This is a genomic window from Coleofasciculus chthonoplastes PCC 7420, assembly GCF_000155555.1.
In the GTDB taxonomy this organism is placed as follows: domain Bacteria; phylum Cyanobacteriota; class Cyanobacteriia; order Cyanobacteriales; family Coleofasciculaceae; genus Coleofasciculus; species Coleofasciculus chthonoplastes_A.
Genome location: NZ_DS989845.1, coordinates 67,816 through 88,942, shown reverse-complemented (window position 1 = coordinate 88,942; position 21,127 = coordinate 67,816). Strand labels below are relative to the sequence as shown.

Here is a 21,127-nt window from a genome sequence, read left to right as displayed (position 1 = left end):
CCATTCCCTAACAAATAACCATGGCAAAAATCCTCGCTGTTGATGATGATATAACCGTCCAAATCATTCTCCAAGAGTTGTTAGAGAGTGAAGGTCATGACGTTCTGCTAGCGGATGATGGAGAAGCGGCACTCCAAAAAACCCAAGAATTTCAACCTGATTTAATCATCTGCGATTGGATGATGCCAAAACTCGATGGCTTAGAACTGTGCCGTCGGATCAAGGCAGATCCACAATTAGCCACCATTTTTTTAATTCTAATCACGATCCGTGAACAAGTTGCCGATCGCGTCCAAGGGTTAGATTCGGGGGCGGATGATTTTCTCTCAAAACCCATTGAACCCAGTGAATTGCAAGCCAGGGTTCGTTCGGGATTGCGGCTGCGTCAATTAAACCAACAACTCTCACAAGCCCTCCACCATCTCAAGCAAACTCAATCTCAATTAATTCAGAGTGAAAAAATGTCCAGCTTGGGTCAGATGATCGCTGGAATTGCTCATGAAATTAATAACCCCGTTACCTTCATTCATGGCAACTTATCCCACATTGAGGATTATAGCCAAGATTTGTTAGATCTAGTTGAATGCTATCAACAGGAGTATCCCAATCCTAGCCCTCATCTACAAAACAAAATAACCCATGTAAATCTTGACTTTTTGAGCCAAGATTTTCCCAAAGTATTGGTTTCGATGAAAGTTGGCACTGAACGCTTGCGAGAACTGGTGTTATCCTTGCGGAAATTTTCCCGGCTCGATGAAGCTGAACGGAAACCCGTAGATCTTCATGAAGGAATAGAAAGCGCTCTTTTTCTAGTCCAACACCGCTTATCCACTTCCGCCGGACAGCCGGGGATTCAAATCATCAAAGACTACGGAGATTTGCCCCCATTTGAATGCTTTCCAGGACAACTGAATCAAGTTTTTCTACACCTTATTAATAATGCTATTGATGCTTTGGAAATCTCTCAAGAAAAAGAGTCAGCTTCATCCAAACCTATGCCAACAATTAACGTTAAAACAACGCGGCACAATAACTATCAAGTAATTATTTGCATTATTGATAATGGAATTGGCATATCCGACAGTGTAAAACCTCGAATATTTGATCCCTTTTTTACTACCAAACCTGTCGGTCAAGGCAGAGGATTAGGGCTATCCATTGCCCATCAAATCGTGGTGAAGCAACATGGCGGTGAATTGGAGTGTATGTCTCAACCGAATGTCGGGACGGAGATGATTATTAAACTTCCGTTTAAAAAGTGTTTATTAAATGCCGATTAACGCTTTGCACTAACGTGTCTTTTTTTGTTGTTAGTATTCTAGGGATTTTAATAATAAATTCACTACCTTGACCTAAAGCCGAACTACAGCTAATTTCGCCCTTATGTTTTTCAACTACAATCTGATGACTTACAGCTAATCCTAACCCCGTGCCTTTTCCTACAGGTTTTGTGGTGAAAAACGGCTCAAAGATATGCTGACGTACCTTGTCACTCATACCAATTCCGTTATCTTTAATCTGAATAATGATAGATTGAGGCAGTGTAGAGTTAGGAGTAGAGAGTTCAGTTTTGATAGTAATTGACCGAGTGACTGGTTGATAGTCTAAGGCTTCAATTGCATTATCGAAGAGATTGAAAAAGACCTGGTTTAGCAGACTGGCATAACACGTAACTGGCGGAAGTTGACCATAATGCTTAATAACCTTAATTTCTGGGCGATTGCCTTCAGATCTAAGTCTAGACTGTAAGATAAATAGGGTATTGTCAATACATTCATGAATATCAACGGGTTTTAAATGGGCTTCATCCAATTTGGCAAAGCTTTTAAGCGATCGCACAATTTTCTCGATGCGTACAATGCCAATTTCCATAGATTGGATCAGCTTATGCCAATCTTCAACCAGAAACTCTAAATCAATTTCCTTACTCAGTTGATGAATCTCCGCCGTGGGTTCGGGATAGGTTTTTTGGTACAGTTGTACAAGTTTTAATAGATCTTGGAAATAGGCGCGGGCATAGGTAATATTGCCGTAGATAAAATTAGCGGGGTTGTTAATTTCATGGGCGATCCCTCCAACGATTCGTCCTAAACTAGACATTTTCTCGGTTTGGATTAGCTGGGCTTGGGTGCGTTTTAATTTTTTTAGGGTTGCTTGTAGCGCCTGGGCTTTTTGTCGTTCTCGGGTTTCTGATTGTCGTAATGCAAGTTCGATTTGTTTGCGATCGCTAATATCAATCGCTGCACCTAGGGTTTGTCGAGTTGTCCCGTCTGTATTCTGTTTAAACACCGTTTCTTGGGAAAATAACCAACGCCATTCCCCATTTTTGTGGCGCATCCGATACTCTAACTCAAACACATCACCGATCTGGGCATATTTAATCCGGCGTTGATGATCCCAAATGATGTCCAAATCATCCGGGTGCATCAGCATCGAGAGAACTTGGTTCCCCATGTCTTGAATTTCTGCGGGGGTATAGCCTAAAATTTCATAGATTTCTCGATTGGTATAGACATTGCGTCTTTCTACCCAATCATGAACATAGATAATATTCGGATTCGCCTCATTAATTGCCTTTAACCAGCGCTGGGACTCTTGCAAGGCTTGTTCAAGTTGTTGGCGTTCAATTCCCACCGCGATTTCATTGGTAATAGAGGCTAAGGTATCCAGGGTGGTTTGACTGAAAGGATGACGGGAAAACAGTACCATCACGCCCACAAGTTCCGCTTCCACAATCAGGGGATAACCTGCAAAGGATACTGTTCCTTCCCGTCTTGCCCATTCGGGATCACTGATGTTGGGATCATTAGCGATATCATTACTCAGGTAAGGTTGGCGTTGACTGGCAATGTAACCAATGATTGAATCACCCACTGAGACTTGAGCGTGAGTCCCGTCAGTATGGGTGTATAATCCTGCTGAAGCTTGCAACTCCAGGATATTGTCCTGTGAGTTTAGCGTCCAAATTTGGGCAAATTTGATATCTAAATGTTCAACTAAGGCTTGAGTACAGCGAAACAGCATCGCCGATAACTCAGTTTCCTGACTTAAGGCTAATCCGATATCGGAACGCAAGGCTAACCGTCGCGTTTGTGCCGCTAACGCTGCTTCGGCTTGTTGGCGATCGCGAATTTCTTGTTGCAGTCGGATATTCTGTTGTTGCAGTTGCAAGGTTAAGAAACGGAGATGCAGGTGAGTCTTAATCCGGGCTAATACCTCATCGACTTGAATCGGTTTAGTGATGTAATCAACCGCCCCTAACGATAAGCCTTTGACTTTCGCCTCAGAATTCGATGTATCCATTGCTGCGGTCATAAAAATGACCGGGATATCTTTGGTTTTCTCCCAGGTTTTGAGATGACGGCAAGTTTCAAATCCATCCATTTCTGGCATTATGACATCCAGTATTATCAGATCTGGAGTTAGCTGTTCTAAAAGTTTCAAGCCTTTGATACCACTCTTGGCGATTCGCACCTCATAGCCAGTATTTTGTAAACAGTCTGAAATCGGTTTCAGATTTTCGACCCTATCGTCAATCAGCAAAATTTTTACCTGTCTCGGAAAATATTGGCTAGTTGCATTGATAGTCATGAACCTGTTTTGAGTATTTGCCGCCAACTGTTTGTTGCATTTGATTGTATTTGGCTTTTCTGAATACCAAACAATATGGACTTGCGACGAAAAGAACTCTGGCAACTATGGGAATAATAAATATAACCTAATTTATTTAGCTTATAGCAATTCGCCAAAGTTGTCAAAATAAAAATAATGACCTCAAAATATGACATTTCTGACCTTCATTGAAATAAATACCTTACCTTTCTGACTTTTTCATCGGAATCGAACATGATACATTGATAGACGTATAGCAGATTAAAAGTATCAGCCTTAAAATTCAGGCTGACTATCCAGACGACACCAATAATTAGCTCGATCGTTGTCTGGATACTGAAAGGGTAACTAACTATTACATTATCACTTCCAATTGCTTGCTTTGTATTGAATACCCCTTTCGGATGAAGTAGTCGGATGGGGTCTGTGTGAACACAGTTTAATTCCCTTTGAATCAAGGTTAAAGGTATGTTTCTGTTCCGATTGGGACAGAAATACAGAAATGTGTGCATTAATTAAATAAAATTAACCGCTCAAAGGGGCTTACTAAATACTATCGAACAATTTCACCTAGCCTTGCAATTTGTCATGAAGCTTAATTTTTCTATTCCAGTAAAACACCAACAGAAATTTCAATATACGAGTCACGTTACTAAAACAGAAAGAATCAATCAATTGAACGACTTTATCTTTAAAAGTCAAGATGTGAGAGAATGCAAAAGGGCTGAAGCAGTAAAACTGAGATTATTAGGAATCAGCTACCAAGAAATAGTCAATAAACTAGGAGTCTCTATTGGTTTTATCGCTAAATCTCAAAGACAATACACTGCCAGAGGACTCGACGGGATTAAACTTCAATACAAGGGGTCAAAAGGTTATCTAACGCCTACACAAAAAGCCGAAATTTATCGGTGGATAAATCGCTCAATCAACTGTAATGTATCGGCATTAAAAAGGTATTTAAAGGATAACTATAATGTTGTCTTTAAATCTAAAGAAAGTTATTATAAAATTTTGAGGGAGAGCCGAGTTTACTGGCGACAAGCGAAGAAAGATAAAAGGTAAATTTTCTTTGGAGGGATTCATAATGAAAACAGATTAAAATTTTTGAGGATAGGGAATAGGGCATAGTTATTTTATTTTTCTCAACTTGCTCAGATTCGAGGTGTTCCCTATTCCCGTTTTTGACTATTATTTTATTACCTTCAGCTTAAAATAACTAAAGTAATAAAATAATATATCTAAATCCATGAATATGAGTCATAATCCCTATCAGGTGGGGGGAAGTCTCACTGTAGATAACGCTACTTATATTGAGCGTCGAGCCGATCGCATTCTCTATGATGCCCTCTTCCAGGGAGAATTCTGCTATGTCTTCAATGCCCGACAAATGGGCAAATCCAGCCTCCGAGTCAGAATCCAGCAACAGTTACACGAACAAGGCTATCGCTGTGTCTATCTAGATATGACTCAACTGGGTAGTGAACAGGTGAGTCATCAGCAGTGGTATCGGGGCATTATGTTGGCAATTGTCAGCGAACTTCGGCTTTTGGGTAACATTCCTCTCAAAAAACGCTGGCAAGACTGGGAAACCTTGCCGATGGTGCAACAATTGGGGCTGTTAATGGATGAAGTGCTTGCCCAACTCCCCCAAACCCGACTGTTTATCTTTGTCGATGAAATTGATACAATTCTCAGCTTATCCTTTCCAGTCAATGATTTCTTTGGCTTTATTCGGTATTGTCACGAATTACGCCAGAATCAAGCCACCTATCAACGGTTAACCTGGGCATTATTTGGTGTCGCCACCCCATCAGATTTAATTCGCGATCGCACTCGCACCCCGTTTAATATTGGTCAGGCAATTGATTTAAATGATTTTCACTTAGAAGAAGCCTATCCCCTGCTGCGATATTTCCCGGATTATCTACCCAATCCCCAAGGAATTCTCAACGCGATTCTCTACTGGAGTGGCGGTCAACCCTTATTAACTCAAAAACTCTGTCAACGGGTAGTTGAGTTGAGTACAATGGCAACCGAATCCAATCTGAGTCTTCCTCCGGGTACAGAAGCCCAATGGATTGCAGAAATCGTCAAAACCCAGATTATTAACCATTGGGAATCCCAAGATGATCCCGAACATCTTCGCACCATTCGCAATCGTCTGCTCTATGACGAACAACGCGCCGGACGCTTATTAGGCTTATATCAACAGATTTTAGACCAAGACGGCATTATTAGTGATGACAGTCCCGAACAAACGGAATTACGACTATCGGGATTAGTGGCGAAACGAAACGGAAAATTACAGGTCAAAAACCCGATTTATCAAACCATCTTTAATCAGGACTGGATTCAAGCCCAATTTAATCAATTACGTCCCTATTCCCAAGCCTTAAACGGCTGGGTTGCCTCGAACTGTAGCGATGACTCTTGGTTATTACGGGGACAAGCCTTACAAGAAATGCTAATCTGGGCGCAAAATCAAAGCCTCAGCGATTTAGACTACCGTTTTCTATCCGCCAGTCAAGCCTTAGAACGTCAAGAAAGCCTAGCCAAAGCGGAAGCCGCCCGTCTCCAAGAAGTGGAAGCCCGTCTAGCTATTGAACATCAGCGCAACCAAGAACAGCAACGCAGTTTGAAACGACAGCGCCTGTTATTAGCAGGGGTGAGCGGTGCCTTAGTGATTGCGGCTGGATTAGGAATTTTGGCTTGGTATCAATATCGTCGGGCATCGGTGCGGGAAGCCGAAGCCATTATCCAAACGGCTGAAGCCTTATTTGCCTCAGATCAACCCTTTGAAGCCTTATTACAAGCCATTCGTGGCAAACAGCAACTCAAGGGCTGGCAACGGGTGAATCCTGTCGTGCAATCTCAAGCCGATGCAATTTTAGAACGAGTGGTGTTAAATATTCATCAGCGCAACCGTTTGGATGGACATGAAGCAGCCGTTCTCACCGTTGATATTAGTCCCGATGGACAAACCATCGCCACGGCGGGAGTCGATACGATGCTTAAATTGTGGAATCGAGACGGAAAGCTGCTCTCGACATTTAAGGCACATGAAGCGACGATTCGAGTGGTCAAATTTACCCCGGATGGTCAATTCCTGGCGACGGGGGCAGGTGATGGCAAGATTCACCTGTGGACTCCCTCTGGCAGATTAAAACGCACAATTAAAACCCATTTAAAGGCAATCTGGGATTTAGCGTTTAGTCCCGATGGACAAACCTTGGTGGCGGTTGGGCGTCCTAGTATTATGGAATTTTGGCAAATTGATGGGACTCCTATCGAACACCTCAAGATCAAGTCATCCGGGGGATTATCGGTGAAGTACAATCCCCAGGGGAATCAAGTTGCCGTCGGCGGAAATGACGGTACCGTAACCCTTTTCCATCCAGATGAACAACGACAACAGATCATCAATGCTCATCAGGCGGAAATTAATGCGCTTGCCTTTAGTCCCGATGGAGAACGATTGGTAACAGGTAGCCAAGATCAAACGATTAAGCTATGGCGCAAGGATGGTAAGTTGCTGAAAACCTTGACTCATCATAGTGCGGGCATTATAGATATAGATTTTAATCCCGATGGGCAAACCTTTGTGGCGGGTAGCCACGACAAAACCCTGTCGTTGTGGACTCGTCACGGTACGTTACTCAACACATTCAAAGGGCATCAATCCGCTATTTGGGGCGTCGCCTTTAGTCCCGATGGCAAGATGCTGGCGTCAACTGGCGCGGATAATACAGTTCTGCTGTGGCAGATTCACCATCCGTTCCATCAAACTGTACACGGAGCGGGGGGAAAAGCATTAAAGGCGATTTACAGCCATGATGGACAACGCTTAGTGACGACTGGGGATCAAGATAATTTAGTGTTAACTTCAACCTCTGATTTAACCATTAAATCTCTGGATTCTCAACAGGCAGTCGTCAGGAATTTGTCATTGCATCCAACCCAAGAGTTGGTGTTATCGACGGGAATGGATCAGACGATCGAAATTCGCCAGCTAGATGGAACCATTTTACAAACGATTCAGGATCATGATGAGGTGGTCATGGGGGCTGATTGGCATCCCAGTGGCGAGGAAATCGTCTCAGCCACCGCCTCGGCTCATATCTATCGCTGGAATACCCAGGGTAAAAAGCTGACAGGTTGGTTAGGTCACTCCGCCCCGATTTGGGATATTCGCTATAGTCCCGATGGCAGTCAGTTTGCCACCGCTGGGAATGATAGTACGGTAAAACTCTGGAGTCGAGAGGGCAAATTACTGCACACACTCAACCATGATTCAGCCGTGTGGCGCGTGGCATTTAGTGCCGATGGGGACTATCTGATCTCTGGGAGTGGGGATAAAACGGCGAAAATTTGGCGCAAGGATGGAACTTTAGTCACAACCTTAACGGGACATCAGGCGGCGGTTTGGGGGGTGGCGTTTAGTCCCGATGGTGCTTTAGCAGCGACGGCTAGCATTGATGAAACGGTGAAACTCTGGAGGATGGATGGGACATTATTAGCTACCCTCAACGGTCATACGTCAGGGGTTCGCAGCCTCGCCTTTCGTCCCGATGGACAGGTGTTGGCTTCAGCCGGAGATGATAAGGCGGTGGTGTTTTGGAATATTGCCAACATTTTAAACCTGCAAGCGTTAAACTATGCTTGCGATTGGGTTAAGGATTATCTTCGCACGAATTCCCAAGTTACGGATAAAGAACAACAACTTTGTCCACCGGGTTAATCTGAATGCCGCTGACTTTGGGTTCGTAGTCGGCACTTTAGTGCCAGAAGCGCTAAAGCGCTTACTACAAACTTTAAAGTCAGTTAAACCGGGCGCAGGTCCTTGCGCCCCTACAAGTCTAATCCACCAATTAAGGTGTGCCACGCCACTACGCTATATCAAAGGTTTTGGCAAGTTTTTGACTCGGAATAATGGCTCAAAAAATAGTTGCGATAGAGTTCACAGGGGGGACTTGCCATCAGCCCTTGCAGTTGCACCAAACCCAGTCCTTCTAAACGATGAGCTGTTTCAGCATCTAGGGGAATTGGCTGGGAACTCGATAAGACTTGATAAAAGGCTTGCTCTAACTGTTTATCCTGTGCCAATATCATCCACAGTTGCTCTAAATATTCCCCATAGATACCTTTAGCTGTAGGAGCTTCTGCTAAGAGTTGTTCTAGTGATAAATAGCCGGAACGTAACCAGTAAAACGCTAATTGGAGTAAGTAAGGATGACCCCCGACTAGAGCGACTAAAGGATCTAGGGTTTCTATCCCGACTTGCTCCAGTTGATAACGCTGCGCTAATTCGCTAATTTGAGGGCGGGTTAAGGGGGGCAAGTTTAACGAAATTCCGACATTAAAGGGAGATTGGTGGGGCTGAATCCCTAAGGTTAATTCGATGGAATAGGCAAGAATTAACCGTAATTTTTGCCAATTTCCTGGGGTGCGGGCTTGTTCATACCAATAACGCAACATCGAGAAGAATTGACTGGCTAAATCGGGATAGTCAAACAGGGTATGCACCTTGTCAAAGGCAATGACTACAGGCGTGTCAACCGCATTGAGGCAATACTCTTGCATATAAACCGTGCAACTCATTTTACTCCCAGCCCCTTCAAACCAATAGTCATCAAATTTTGGCTCTAAGTTCAACTGTTTACTAATCGCCCAACAAATCCATTGCAAAAATTGCTCTAAATCATTGAGACTGGCGGGTTCTGCCTGTTGGACATTGACTAAAACTGTTTGCATTTCCTGCTGATGAGCAATGTCAAACAGACGATGAATTAAAGAGGTTTTGCCCATCCGTTGTGGCGCCCTCAGGCGCATCAGACTCCCGGTTTGATGAAGGGTGGTAATCGCTAAGGTTTCCGTCGGGGGACGCTCAATATATAAAGGTGACGTAGCCGGAAGAGGGCGACCGGGAAAGTCGAATTCTGCTATTGTGGTATTCGGTTGAGTTTTTCGCTGATAGAGTTCGGTGTTTCCTTGAGAAAACTGCGTTAACATAAACGCAATATTTCGCTTGTTAATGTTACAATTTAATTTTTGAGAGAGTGCCAGCCAAAGGTGAGAGCCAATGTCTTTGATGTAACCCGCGTCATATCCCGTTTCTTTAGCAATTTCTCGATATAATTTTCCTGACAACGCCCTATCTAACACAATTGTCTCAACCTGGCTGAGGTTTCTAGGAGCAAGAATTGTTTGAACCCATTTAATTGTTTCTTTTTGGCTAGGCATTTTTAGCGAGGGAGGTCAAGATGACAGAAAAACTGGTTAATTTTTAATCCTCAATTTTATGACGATTTTACCAGATCCGGTAGTCCTGCCAAGAGTAGCGATCATTGACAAACTCAACTCAATACCCATACTAAATCGCTGATTTCATGAATACCTAAGACGAATGTCACTGACTTAAAGCTGGTGGGCTTCGGCTTCGCTCAGCCCACCCTACGGTATATCAAGGGTTTTGGCGATCTTATAATGCAAATTTTCAGTGCCATTCTACCTAGTACAACGATTGGCTGGCTGAAAGGCAGGATAAAATCAAACATTACGCATACTTTGTTTTTCCATGCTTAACCTTAAAGATGCTTTTTTCGCCTTCATCTTGGTAGCACTCCTCATTCTAGTGGGGCGGTTCATTCACCAAAAAATCCGTTGGATACAGAAGCTGTACATCCCCGAATCCATTGTCGCGGGTTTGGTGGCGCTGGTATTGGGACCCCAGGTTCTGGGTGCGATCCGATCCCAATTCACCCCTAGCCAATGGCGTCTTCCCTGAATCCATTTGGGCGGTGTGGTCACAGTTATCTCGCCCCTCGCGTGATTCCTTCCTACTGGTTTGAACGGAGGCTAGGTGATTTGGGACAATCGATGGGAGTCACTGCAACGGGTATTTTATTATTGCAAATGGTTGACCCTGACAATCGATCCGGCATTTTTGCTAGTAATTTCTCATAGTTAGTCTGAAAGAGCCATAAAATATAGCAACCGCCAGGGCGGTTAGGACGCTAGAAGCGGTTTGGTTATGCTTAAAGATTCAGGGATTGATCGCTTGCTGGCTCCATTGGCGATCGCACTCTTGAGTATAACGCCATCGGTTTTGCGGATCACCGCGCAATTCCAGGTGATCAACCTCTACAGGTTCGAGCAATAGGAGGCAGAAATTGGGCAACGGTTGCTCGGAATCAGGTGGCGGTTGGGAAAACGCCGGATCACCTTCTACTCTGGGTTTACCCGGATTCGACCAAGCAAATTGCACACGCGCTGCATCAGAAAGCCCTTGCCAGGTTGTTTGACGCTCATTTTTTAAAGTCACTTCGGGATAATCTTCTCCTATCAGGATAAGCCGACCTTTTAACCGAAATTGTTCGCGAGTATTGGGAAAATACCAGCAAATTTCTGCCCCAGGATTAGGATTAATTTGATTAACTTTCTGGCTGCGCGAATCGGTGATAATTTTTAAGTAGTTATCGAAAAAGCCCCTAAACACAACCGTGCGATTAGCCGGATACCCATCTGGACAAATAGTTGCCAGTTGAAAGTACCGAGCATAAGGTAAGCTGCGGTTGCGATGAAGGGCGCGAGATAGGGGAACTCGCCAAGGAGCAATTGACATTGTATGAAATGATGAATGATACCATGTCCGGCTGGGCAAGTGCGTCTATCATACCCATAGTTATTGGGAAGGGAGTATTAGCCTCCTACTCTCCTACCCTTCTACTGATATTTAACAAAATAATCAATATGCTGAGCGACAATTCCCGGTACGGTTTCCGCTAGGTCATTTCCAGCTTGGTCAATCATCTGTAATTTAGTATTAGGGCTATGGTTGGCATAAGCTTGAGCGTGATCAATCACTTCAAGTGAGTCTTGTTTTCCTTGAAGAATCAGCGTAGGGATGTCTAACTTGGGTAGATGTTCGTGTAATAATTCCCCTTGAATTTCCACCCGCCGTCGCCGGAACAACAATTGACAAGCTGTTGGGGATTGCAGCAATTGTTGTCGCTGTTTTAACGCTCTCTCAATATCTTTGTGACGCCCAAATAACCGCGCCAGAGGTAAGAGCGATCGCAGGATAGTATAGGCAAGGGGAGGACGTCCAACTAACCACTTCCGCCACTGCCAAGTTTTCCAGTCTCCATCGTCTCGAATGCCTTCAGGCGCTAATAACACTAATCCCTGAACCTGTTCCGGGTGACGCAACGCATAACTAGCGGCAATCCAAGCGCCTAAAGAATGACCAATCAGGTAAACTTGGGGAAGGTGTAACGCCTCGATGAAGTTGAACAAACACTCAACCTCAACCTGAATTGAGTAGTGCAGTTTCGGCGTTTGGGAGTCACCAAATCCTAATAAGTCAAGGGCAAAGCAATGATAATCTTGATGGAGGTACTCAATTAGGGGTAGCCACTGACTACTATCGCTCCAAGACCCGTGTAAAAATATAAGAGTGGGTCCTTGTCCCACTTCACGCCAAAAGACTTGCCCCAAAGGTAGCTTAATTCGGGAATTCCGTAAGGTTAAATTCATCCTAGTTGCCAGGTGTTTCCAAACTCAACACTTAAAGTAGCAGGCTCTGTATAGCTCTCAAAACTTAAAATTAGGCAACAGTGGTTTTACCATCAAAATAGTCCTGCAACTGTCGCCCATGATCATGACTCAGGTTGCCCATCGGGATCGCTGAACGCTTAAAAGCTTGAACTGCCGTAATTTCCCACTCATCGTGTATCTGCATCGTTCCCTGAACCTCCGCTTCGACTACAACACAAACCGAATGAACTCTAGGATCGCGATCGGCGGCTGAGTAGATTCCCACCAATCGGCGAATTGCCAGCAACTCTAGTCCCGTTTCTTCTGCCAACTCCCGCCGCACGGTTGTGGGAATGTCTTGACCCCAATCCACCATCCCTCCAGGTAATCCCCATTTTCCGTTATCACGACGCCGAATCAGTACAATTTGTCCATCAGGTAAAACAGGGATAATACTTGTACCGAGGACTGGATGGCGGAAAATAATCCCCAATACCGTTTGGACAAAATACCAAATACGACCCATGGATTCAGATGGTTATGGAACAGGTAAATGACTGACTACAAACTGTTATCATAATCTGATTCTTACCCGTCCAGACATGATGGGCATCATTGAAAATTCCTGCCGTGCTGGTCTAGGATGGGGCAAACTGGGTTGGATAGTGTAACACGGCTAATATAGACAATCCCCAGGTTACCCCCCCTGACACTTTCGCTTGAATAGAATAGTAGAGGCAATTTATGAATTGCCCCTACAGCTAAGATGGCTTGTGCCAACGTTCTTTTCTCTTTACCAACGTGCTTGCGGTCCCGTCCAAACTTGGTTAACCACTTGACCGTACACAATCGGTTCGTCGTCAAAGGCGAGGTTGGTTTCACCTTGGAAATCAACGGACAACACGGGCCAACGCTCTTCACCTAGTTCACCGACGCGAAACAGAACCTGATTGGGATGGGTTTGACTCCACCCCAATAACACAGCATGGGTATAGTCAATGGGTTCAGGGGCGACGGTATACGTGCGATTTTTCTGGCGATCCCAAATCACCGCATAATCCGAAGCAAAGGATGTACTGAACAGCCCTTCAAACTGTCTTGCTAAAAGGCGATCGCTAGACGGAGACCAAGACACGGGGAGCAAAATGGCGAATGTTCCTGGCATATCCGCATCTTCATTACTGACTAAAGGATTATCAGATAAGGGAGATGATGCCGTAAGCGTTTGCAAATCTCCGGTCTGCAAATCTTCTAGGAACATCACGCTGGTAACCCGGCTACGATAGAATTCAGGTTGCCCTTGCATGGAAATGCGGCTATAGGCAGCATATTGACCGTCTGGAGAAATCAATGATTGGCTACGGTAGTAGCGTAAACCAACGGTATCACTCGCCGCTAGTTCCGCTTGAGTCGTCAACACCCAATTCCACGGGACGGGATGAGGACTATCGAGAGGATCACTCTGCTCTACGGTCTCAATCATATCGGGAGCAGTTTCTTCAGTCACGTCGGGATTCGCTAGAGAAGAAGACACCGATGGATCTATTCCTAGAGGGACATGGGTGGGTTCAGGCGTATGAGCCTGTTGAGCTTGGGTAGATACGTTAGAAGTCATCAGTAGCCAAGGAGCGAACAGTAACAGGTATGGTTGTGAATAAAACCATCTGAATAAGCGGACTATTATTTTGAACATCGATATAGGTGAGGTTGCTAAACGGTGCGTCTTGTGTGAGGAGCAACGTTTTGGGAACTATGGCAGTGTGCTTTAGTCTATGTATATCAAGCTAAGGAACCCTACAACTCAACCTTTTTACGAAAGTTTTCACTTATGCCTGGAGATTAGGGATTAGGGAAAAGTTTTGAGTTTTGAGTTAACTCCCCCATCTCCCTCATCTCCCTCATTTCCCTCATTTCCCTCGTCTCCCCGTCTCCCTTGTCTAGTTAGAGGTGGTGATAAACTTCTGGCAAGTGGCATGATCGAATTAATGGATGTATTGGTGTTATTCTTCTAAGGTCTGAATAAAATTCAGGAAAATCGGTGATTCAATCCGCTAATTCAGCAGACAAAACGACTTCTGCCTCTGTGAGGTCTCAACGCCCTTGGTTTCTCGTTTTTATATTCCGAGTGCTATTATTGGGCGTCAGTGGCGGCTTAGCCCTAATTTTGGGCATTGTCCTTGCCACGTTCTATCCCAGAACCAATCCAGAAAAACCCTTTTTCCTCAAAATGGCAAGCCATTTTGAAGAGCAGATGCCAGTCGTTTCTCCCCATACTACCCCAACATCGATACCAGAACCGACAGGTTCGCCACCTCAACTTACTCCTGTACAGAGACAACAGGTGCAAGCCCAGCTTACCCAACTGCAAGGTCAACTGCGATCATTGAGTGAGGGAGTTGCCACCTTAGAAGTCCAACTGGGCAGTAGTCGCCCCAATGAATCCTTAGAAGCCCGATTGCAAGCGATCGCGCTGCAACTTGAAGGCGTTCAACCTCCCCCTGAAGAAGCAACATCCAATGGGAATAATCCGAATGCCACTGTAATGGCAGCTTCATCGGACTCATTCGGTTCTAGCCAAACCTTGAAGGTGACGTTACCGAGTGATGTTTTATTTGAGGGCAACAACAGCCTACTGCGTCCAGAAGCAGGCTTGATTTTAGACAAAATTATTGCAGATTTACGTAACTATCCGTCAAGTACCATCCGCATCGCCGCTCATACAGATAGCCAGGGTGAACCTGAGGACAATCGCGAACTGTCATTTCGTCGTGCTAAAGCTGTGGAGCAATATTTCGCTCGTGCTTTGGGGGATGACTACCGCTGGTTAGTTGTCGGTTATGGTGAAATTCGTCCCCTTGTGGCAAATGATACCGATGCGAATCAGCAACGCAATCGCCGAATTGAAATTTCTGTTGAGTAAAATTGTTATTCGTCATACTCGCTATCGCGAGAAGCAAGCTACGTCATTTGTCATTCGTCAGTTTTTGCCTGAAAGTTAAAATGAACGTTATTTTCTTCGGTACGCCTCAATTCGCTGTACCTACTTTAGAACGCTTAATCAACCATTCAGAATTTAATGTTCTGGGTGTAGTAACTCAACCCGATAAACGTCGAGGGCGGGGAAATAAACTATCTCCTTCACCCATAAAAACCTTGGCGCTAACTCATCAACTGCACGTCTGGCAACCCAAACGGGTGAAAAAGCATACAGAAACCCTCAGCCAACTCAAACAAGCTGAGGCAGATGTATTTGTCGTTGTTGCTTATGGACAGATTCTGTCTCAAGAAATTCTCGATATGCCCAGACTTGGCTGTGTGAATGTCCATGGTTCACTGTTGCCGAAATACCGGGGAGCCGCCCCAATCCAGTGGTGTTTGTATCAGGGTGAAACTGAAACTGGCATCACTACCATGCTTATGGATGCTGGAATGGACACGGGACCGATGTTACTGAAGGCTCACACACCCATTGGGCTATTAGACGATGCCCATCAGTTAGCTGTAAGACTGTCAGATTTGGGGGCGGATTTGTTAATCGAAACGCTGCTGAAGCTAAACCAAGGGGATGTTCAACCCATCGCCCAGGATAATTCCCAAGCTACTTATGCACCTTTGATTCAAAAGTCGGATTATGCTGTCGATTGGTCACAATCTGCCATAGAAATACACAATCAAATCAGAGGATTTATACCGAATTGTGTCGCCTCATTTCGGGATCAATCCCTGAAAATCCTGGCAACTGCCCCTCTGGGAGAGGCTTACTTTCCCCAGTTACCTACAGATTTCAAGATTTCGGAGCAACAGTGGTTGTCTGTAAAGGAAGCCTCTGGGCATCCCGGAGAAGTGGTGAGTATTATTAAGGGAATGGGACCGATTATTCAAACAGGTGAAGGATTGTTGCTACTGCGCGAAGTTAAACTAGCTGGTAAACGCGCTCAGTCTGCTTGGGACTTTGCTAATGGTATGCGGGTAGCTGGGGGAGAGATTTTAGCAAGAGGAGGCGATTGAAATCGCTGCTACACAAACAAAGTCCGCCTACGCGGACTAAGGAGAAAATGAAAGCAAAGGTAAACCATTGCGGGGTTACCTTTGCTTACTCTGCTATTTCAGAGCAGGAAAGGAGTCAGTTGACTAATACCAATCTGGAACGACGTCTTCTGCTCCTTCACCCCCTACACCGATGCCTGTGTAGAATATGTCAGCATTACTGATGGTCATATCCTGCATTGATGCGCCATAGACGTTGGCATCGTAAATCGTGGCTTCTGTAAAATCAACCCGGTTTAAATTCGCTTCTTTCATATCCGCGTTGGTGACAAACGCGCCTGTCAAATTCGCCCCTGCCAAATTTGCCTCGCGTAGATCAGCACCTTCAAGGTTCGCGTGGCTCAGGTTGGCACCTTGCAGATTTGCCTCTCTCAAGTCAGCGCCAATCAGATGGGCACCTTTGAGATTAGCTCCCGATAGATCGCAGTTTGCACAGGCTCCAGTGGATAATAACTGTTGCACATGAAGTGGATTTTCAGCTTTGACGGAGCTAGCGAACACTAGGGGAGTGAGTAAGGTTATCATTGCTAGAATCTTATGTTGCATAAGTTCCCCCTTTATTTTCAAGTTTTTTTCCGTTCTTTACCTCACGATTCTATTATCTCATTAAATGAGCCGAAATGTAAATTATACTAAGGAGCTATACTAAAAAATCAAGGTTTCTTCACAGAAGCAAGTTCCGGTGAAAAATACTCCTTAAGGATGAAAGGGATTCTCTCGATAGTCCTTGCTATTCTATCCAGAGACCTGATCATGCCTCTGCCTGGAGGTGGGGATCTGATTACAAAATTGTTACCTTTTTCATGAATCAGCCGAGAATTCTGAATGATGAATCCCTCATTTTTCTGCCGTACCCCGTTGTTTGGTCAACTGGTCAATTGTATCGCCAATGACTGCGGTTAAGCTGTTGCGGGTTTGGGCGTGATTGGCTTGCTCAATTTTTAAGGCATTGATCAGGCGATCGCGCTCCATCATCGCCTCGATCAGTTTTTGTTGCACCTGTTCTAGGGTTTGCAGTTTTGCCACCTCCTGTTCAATAGCAGAGGTAGCGTCGGGATCTTGAGCTTTGAATTGAGCCTTCTCCTGTTGCAGTTGCTGAACTTCAAGTGTGAGGGCGTCGATCTGTTGTTGGGCGAGTCGGGCTTCAGTGCGGCGTTGCTGGGCTTCAGTATTGTAGAGGCGACGCCAGTTAGCCGCAGATTCATTAGCAGCATCGCGATCGCGAATACTATCAGCGAGTTGCTGTTTCAGTTCCTTGATTTCGGCTAACCATTGTCTGACATCGTTGCTCATCGCAGACTGCTCCTGTAGGGGTTTCTGGACAAATAGGGAGTTGTGTAGATCCCTATACTGACTCCTGTTTATATTTAAGGATCAAAAAATTTGGCACAGTAAGGGTGAATGATACTGCTAGCCCACCCATTCTTTATGCTACGTCCCCGTCTACTCCGTTTCTTACATTTTTTTCGTTATCTGAATCTGGCAACCCTGAGAATCACCGTCAGTCGTGCCTTAAAACATCGGCTCTTGAGTTTGTCGTCTCAGATGGCATATAACGCCATGTTAGCCCTGTTTCCCGCAATTTTGGTGATTTTCACCGTGATTGAGTTATTCAAACAATTTTTCCCTTGGACGAATCCAGCCGATCAACTCGGTGAAGTCGCGCCAGAGCAGGCGATGGAACTGATGCGTAATTTTGCCGAAGGAATTAACCTCACAGACAATCGCGGTTTATTTTCCTTAAGCTTTATTATGGCAATTTGGGTGTCTTCCGGGGCGCTGAATGCGGCGATGAATGCCCTTGACCAAATTAATCAAATTCCCTCCGAAAAAACTCGACCTTTTTGGAAAGCTAAGTTAATTGCTATGGGGTTAACCCTAGGTAGCGTTTTACTCCTCTTCATCGCCTCATTTATCTTGTTTATTAGTAACTGGGTGGTCAACTTGGTGGAATATAAAAGTATTGTCGTCATCTTGTTGACCCTCTTACGGCTTTTAAGTTGGTTGATTGCCTTAAGCTTAGTTGCGATCGTCTTTGCGATTATCTACCGCTTTGGCATCAGCCACTGGCGTCAGGGAACCCCGATTCTACCTGGAGCCGTTTTAGCTGCCGTATTATGGGCGATTGTATCTGGCGTGTTTCGGAATTACGTGGCGTCGAATTTCAGCAATTATCACAAAATTTATGGTGCTTTGGGGGCAGTGATTGTTTTACAGCTTTGGTTATACATGACATCTCTGGTAGTTTTATTAGGAGATCAACTTAATCTTACAGTAGGAGAGGCAATGCAAGCGGCTAAAGAGCGCTCAATTGAGAAACCTGAGTTAAAAGCAATATCTGAGATATCCGAATCCAAAATCCAATGACTCATAATTCCAAAACGTCTACTCTCCGGCGTCTGCGTCGGTTAAGCCATCTGCTCGACAATGCCATTCCCATTCCGGGAACATCATGGCGTTTCGGTCTAGATCCTGTGTTAGGTTTGTTACCCGGGGCAGGTGACTTTTTAGGCACAGCGTTCTCTGCCTATATTGTACTCGAAGCAGCACGGATAGGCATCCCGCGATCGCTATTAGGACAAATGGTTATTAATATTCTTTTGGATACAGTCATCGGTTCTGTTCCCATCGTGGGCGATATTGCTGATGCAACCTGGAAAGCAAATGCTAAAAATATCGAATTGCTGGAAACGTATTGGGATAGTCCTCAACCTGAAAAACAGACGGATTGGTTTTTTCTGGTCTGCCTTTTGCTAGGGTTACTTATAGCCGTAACCATTATCGCTACTCTTAGCTTGCTGGTCATCAAAGGATTTTTGGCAGTCATAAACTTTTAAACAGTGGCATAAAATATACACTCCGGTTCCTCATTACTATAGATATAGTCATAGTCAAACGTCAAAAAATCCAGATTACAGCTTATTGAAAATCCTAAATTTAGGATTATTTGATGGGTAAAAGTAGATAAAACTAATTCAATAAGTTTCTTGTCAGCAATATTGGGCTGCTTAATATAGTAATCACGCTTAGCAAAAAATACGTTTTCATTTTTCGGTACAACAATTCCATTAATTCGATGAGAATATTGGATAGGCTTAATATAACTTCGGATAAAACTTTCTTGATTTTTCTGAAGCTGATACAATCGCTCATGTTGTAGCCAGCTCATCTGAAACATCATTTTGATCACTTCACAGCCCAAAATATAATTGAAAAGATTATGACGTTCTTCTGGACTGTTAATCAGTCGCAGCACAAACTCTAAATAGAGTTCGGGCTCTTTTTGTAAGGTTTGTGCTGAATGAATACAAAATTGTTCGATATAGCTGTTTAACACCAAAGGATTGAGTTCTTTTTCAATACAGAATTTTCGCAAATACTTGGTGACTAGCTGAAGGCGGATTCGATCTTGCAAAATCTCCTCCACCAAACTATCAGCTACATAATCATCTAAAAAACCCGTCAACTCAGCTTGTATTTCTGGTGACGTCGCGCACATTAAATAACAAAGGGACATAATATGCTTTCGCTGATCTGAGGGAAGAGTATTTGCCCATTTTTTCACAGCTAATGTAATCTTCTCTAGGACGCCAATCCCTTGAGTTTCTTCTAGACTGTTCGAGTTCTTGGTTAGCATCGTTGAAACTATCATAAACAACGGTTTTAGCGGTCACGGTCGGGGAAATAATAAATTTAACAGCATCTTTGCGGATCTGCCAACTAATCGCTTACAGGGGTAACGGCTGTATTAACACACCCTGCTACCGTTAAAGTCCCCCTACCCCCCTCGTTCCCGGAGGACAGAGGATGCGAGAGCTTTTTTTGCATGGGGGAGGACAGAGGATGTTTCACTTTTGTTGCAGGGGGGAGGAGAGAGGATGCGAGAGCTTTTGTTGCAGGGGGGATTTAGGGGGATCAAACGTATCTCATAAGAGCGGAAAGTGCTGTATCTGTTCCGTCTTCGCTTTGATTACAATTCTTAAAAAAGTCCGATCAGCAAAGAAAAATGCATTCTGGTTCTGAGTTAAAAATAGAGTCATAGTCAAACATAACAAAATCAAGATTATGGCTAATAAAAAAGCCAAGGTTACTGACTTGAGCGGTCGTAAAAGTAAACATTAGTAATTCAGTTAATTGTTTGTTTCTAATATCCGGCTTTTTGATAAAGTAATCCCGCTTCGCAAAGAAAAGGGTTTCGTCTTTAGGGACAACCAGACCATTCAAGCGATGGGTATGTTGAATGGGCTTAATATAATGGTTAATAAAATATTCCTGATTTTTCTGTAAACGATAAAATCGCTCATGTTGCAGCCAGCTCATTTGGAAAAGCATTTTGATAATTTCACTTCCTAAGATGTAATGAAACAGATTATTTCGTTCTTCGGGATCATTAATGAGATGGAGAACAGACTCTAAATACTCGATGTCGCGATCAGGTTTTGTGCGTAAGTCTTGGGCAGAATGAACGTAATACTGTTTAATATAGCCTTTTAAGACAGTATTGGTTAGTTTTTGATTAATATGTAGTTTTTTGAACGAGCGAGTTACCCAATCTTTAGGGGCTTGCTCTTGGAGGAGTTTTAAGACTAAGCTGTCTGCCGTATAGTTATCTAAAAATTCTGCTTGTTTCTCTAAGGGAACCGTACAGATTAAATGGCACAGTGATAAAACATAGCGTCGCTCTTCCCAGGATAAATTATTAATCCATTTAAGAACTTCTTGAGGGATGAGTTCAAAGATACTTATAGTCTTTAGGTATTCGGAATCAACGGGAATTGTAGGGTTTAATGTAGTCATAACCTGAAGCTGTCATCATTAGGGAAACAACAAGACTCTATTCGCGATCGCGTGAGGATGATTCTCTTCCTAGAGATACTACCGCAACCTAGAAAAATCAACCCCTATTTATCTTCAGTCGCCAGCCTCCTAT

General features: G+C 44.1%; 18 protein-coding genes and 1 pseudogene. 9 read left to right on the top strand and 10 right to left on the bottom strand.

All coding sequences use genetic code 11. The features are described 5' to 3' along the window. Positions 1-20 precede the first annotated feature (20 nt). Entirely contained in the window at positions 21-1,280 is a 1,260-nt protein-coding gene (locus MC7420_RS07920; protein ID WP_006099951.1) for a sensor histidine kinase, read from the top strand. On the opposite strand, the gene MC7420_RS34960 is transcribed toward MC7420_RS07920, so the two are convergent. Next, positions 1,252-3,591, bottom strand: coding sequence for a response regulator (locus MC7420_RS34960; RefSeq protein ID WP_006099821.1), 2,340 nt, complete (start codon positions 3,589-3,591; stop codon positions 1,252-1,254). The genes MC7420_RS07920 and MC7420_RS34960 overlap by 29 nt on opposite strands. Positions 3,592-4,200: 609 nt before the next feature. On the opposite strand from MC7420_RS34960, the gene MC7420_RS07900 reads away from it, so the two are divergent. Next, positions 4,201-4,677 carry a helix-turn-helix domain-containing protein gene (locus tag MC7420_RS07900; RefSeq protein WP_157453087.1) on the top strand — a complete coding sequence of 159 codons (477 nt, stop codon included), beginning with the start codon at positions 4,201-4,203 and terminating at the stop codon, positions 4,675-4,677. A gap of 190 nt (positions 4,678-4,867) precedes the next feature. Then, complete coding sequence (locus MC7420_RS07895; protein WP_044205820.1) at positions 4,868-8,353, top strand: WD40 domain-containing protein; 3,486 nt, start codon at positions 4,868-4,870, stop codon at positions 8,351-8,353. Between the two features lie 158 nt (positions 8,354-8,511). Here MC7420_RS07895 and MC7420_RS07890 read toward each other — a convergent pair whose 3' ends face one another. Beyond that, positions 8,512-9,855: an AAA-like domain-containing protein gene (locus tag MC7420_RS07890; protein ID WP_006099958.1), complete on the bottom strand. Its 1,344-nt coding sequence runs from the start codon at positions 9,853-9,855 to the stop codon at positions 8,512-8,514. Between the two features lie 334 nt (positions 9,856-10,189). Here MC7420_RS07890 and MC7420_RS07885 point away from each other — a divergent pair, with 334 nt between their 5' ends. Together MC7420_RS07885 and MC7420_RS44040 are read left to right on the top strand one after the other, a co-directional pair. Then, positions 10,190-10,399: a sodium/glutamate symporter gene (locus MC7420_RS07885; protein WP_044205817.1), complete on the top strand. Its 210-nt coding sequence runs from the start codon at positions 10,190-10,192 to the stop codon at positions 10,397-10,399. A 26-nt stretch (positions 10,400-10,425) separates the two neighbouring features. Beyond that, positions 10,426-10,566: pseudogene (locus tag MC7420_RS44040) on the top strand (sodium:glutamate symporter); the annotation flags it as partial. A 91-nt stretch (positions 10,567-10,657) separates the two neighbouring features. Here MC7420_RS44040 and MC7420_RS07880 read toward each other — a convergent pair. The 4 genes from MC7420_RS07880 to MC7420_RS07865 form a co-directional block, all read right to left on the bottom strand. Beyond that, positions 10,658-11,236, bottom strand: coding sequence for an Npun_F5749 family FMN-dependent PPOX-type flavoprotein (locus MC7420_RS07880; RefSeq protein ID WP_006099769.1), 579 nt, complete (start codon positions 11,234-11,236; stop codon positions 10,658-10,660). Between the two features lie 101 nt (positions 11,237-11,337). Further along, positions 11,338-12,150 carry an alpha/beta fold hydrolase gene (locus MC7420_RS07875; protein WP_006099797.1) on the bottom strand — a complete coding sequence of 271 codons (813 nt, stop codon included), beginning with the start codon at positions 12,148-12,150 and terminating at the stop codon, positions 11,338-11,340. 70 nt (positions 12,151-12,220) lie between these two features. After that, a complete protein-coding gene (locus tag MC7420_RS07870) occupies positions 12,221-12,676 on the bottom strand; it encodes an NUDIX hydrolase (RefSeq protein ID WP_006099885.1) in 456 nt (151 codons plus the stop codon). 267 nt (positions 12,677-12,943) lie between these two features. Next, on the bottom strand, positions 12,944-13,765 hold the full coding sequence (locus MC7420_RS07865) for a hypothetical protein (RefSeq protein ID WP_006099834.1): 822 nt from the start codon (positions 13,763-13,765) through the stop codon (positions 12,944-12,946). 423 nt (positions 13,766-14,188) lie between these two features. Here MC7420_RS07865 and MC7420_RS07860 point away from each other — a divergent pair, with 423 nt between their 5' ends. Together MC7420_RS07860 and fmt are read left to right on the top strand one after the other, a co-directional pair. Further along, positions 14,189-15,070, top strand: a complete 882-nt coding sequence (locus tag MC7420_RS07860; protein WP_006099766.1) for an OmpA family protein — start codon at positions 14,189-14,191, stop codon at positions 15,068-15,070. Positions 15,071-15,150: 80 nt separating this feature from the next. Beyond that, on the top strand, positions 15,151-16,158 hold the full coding sequence (gene fmt, locus MC7420_RS07855) for a methionyl-tRNA formyltransferase (protein ID WP_006099864.1): 1,008 nt from the start codon (positions 15,151-15,153) through the stop codon (positions 16,156-16,158). A gap of 123 nt (positions 16,159-16,281) precedes the next feature. Here the strand turns inward: fmt and MC7420_RS07850 are convergent, their stop codons facing one another. Together MC7420_RS07850 and MC7420_RS07845 are read right to left on the bottom strand one after the other, a co-directional pair. After that, positions 16,282-16,743: a pentapeptide repeat-containing protein gene (locus MC7420_RS07850; protein ID WP_044205815.1), complete on the bottom strand. Its 462-nt coding sequence runs from the start codon at positions 16,741-16,743 to the stop codon at positions 16,282-16,284. A 291-nt stretch (positions 16,744-17,034) separates the two neighbouring features. Continuing rightward, positions 17,035-17,490 (bottom strand): hypothetical protein, encoded by a 456-nt coding sequence (locus MC7420_RS07845; RefSeq protein ID WP_006099866.1) that lies wholly within the window; start codon positions 17,488-17,490, stop codon positions 17,035-17,037. A gap of 135 nt (positions 17,491-17,625) precedes the next feature. Between MC7420_RS07845 and MC7420_RS07840 the strand changes: the two genes are divergently transcribed. Continuing rightward, entirely contained in the window at positions 17,626-18,564 is a 939-nt protein-coding gene (locus MC7420_RS07840) for a YihY/virulence factor BrkB family protein (protein WP_006099740.1), read from the top strand. Beyond that, complete coding sequence (locus MC7420_RS07835) at positions 18,561-19,034, top strand: DUF4112 domain-containing protein (RefSeq protein ID WP_006099891.1); 474 nt, start codon at positions 18,561-18,563, stop codon at positions 19,032-19,034. Before MC7420_RS07840 ends, MC7420_RS07835 begins: the two co-directional genes overlap by 4 nt. Here MC7420_RS07835 and MC7420_RS07830 read toward each other — a convergent pair. Then, entirely contained in the window at positions 19,031-19,834 is an 804-nt protein-coding gene (locus MC7420_RS07830; protein WP_044205812.1) for a hypothetical protein, read from the bottom strand. The genes MC7420_RS07835 and MC7420_RS07830 overlap by 4 nt on opposite strands. Before the next feature lie 356 nt (positions 19,835-20,190). Next, a complete protein-coding gene (locus MC7420_RS07825) occupies positions 20,191-20,994 on the bottom strand; it encodes a hypothetical protein (protein WP_006099863.1) in 804 nt (267 codons plus the stop codon). Positions 20,995-21,127 lie beyond the last annotated feature (133 nt).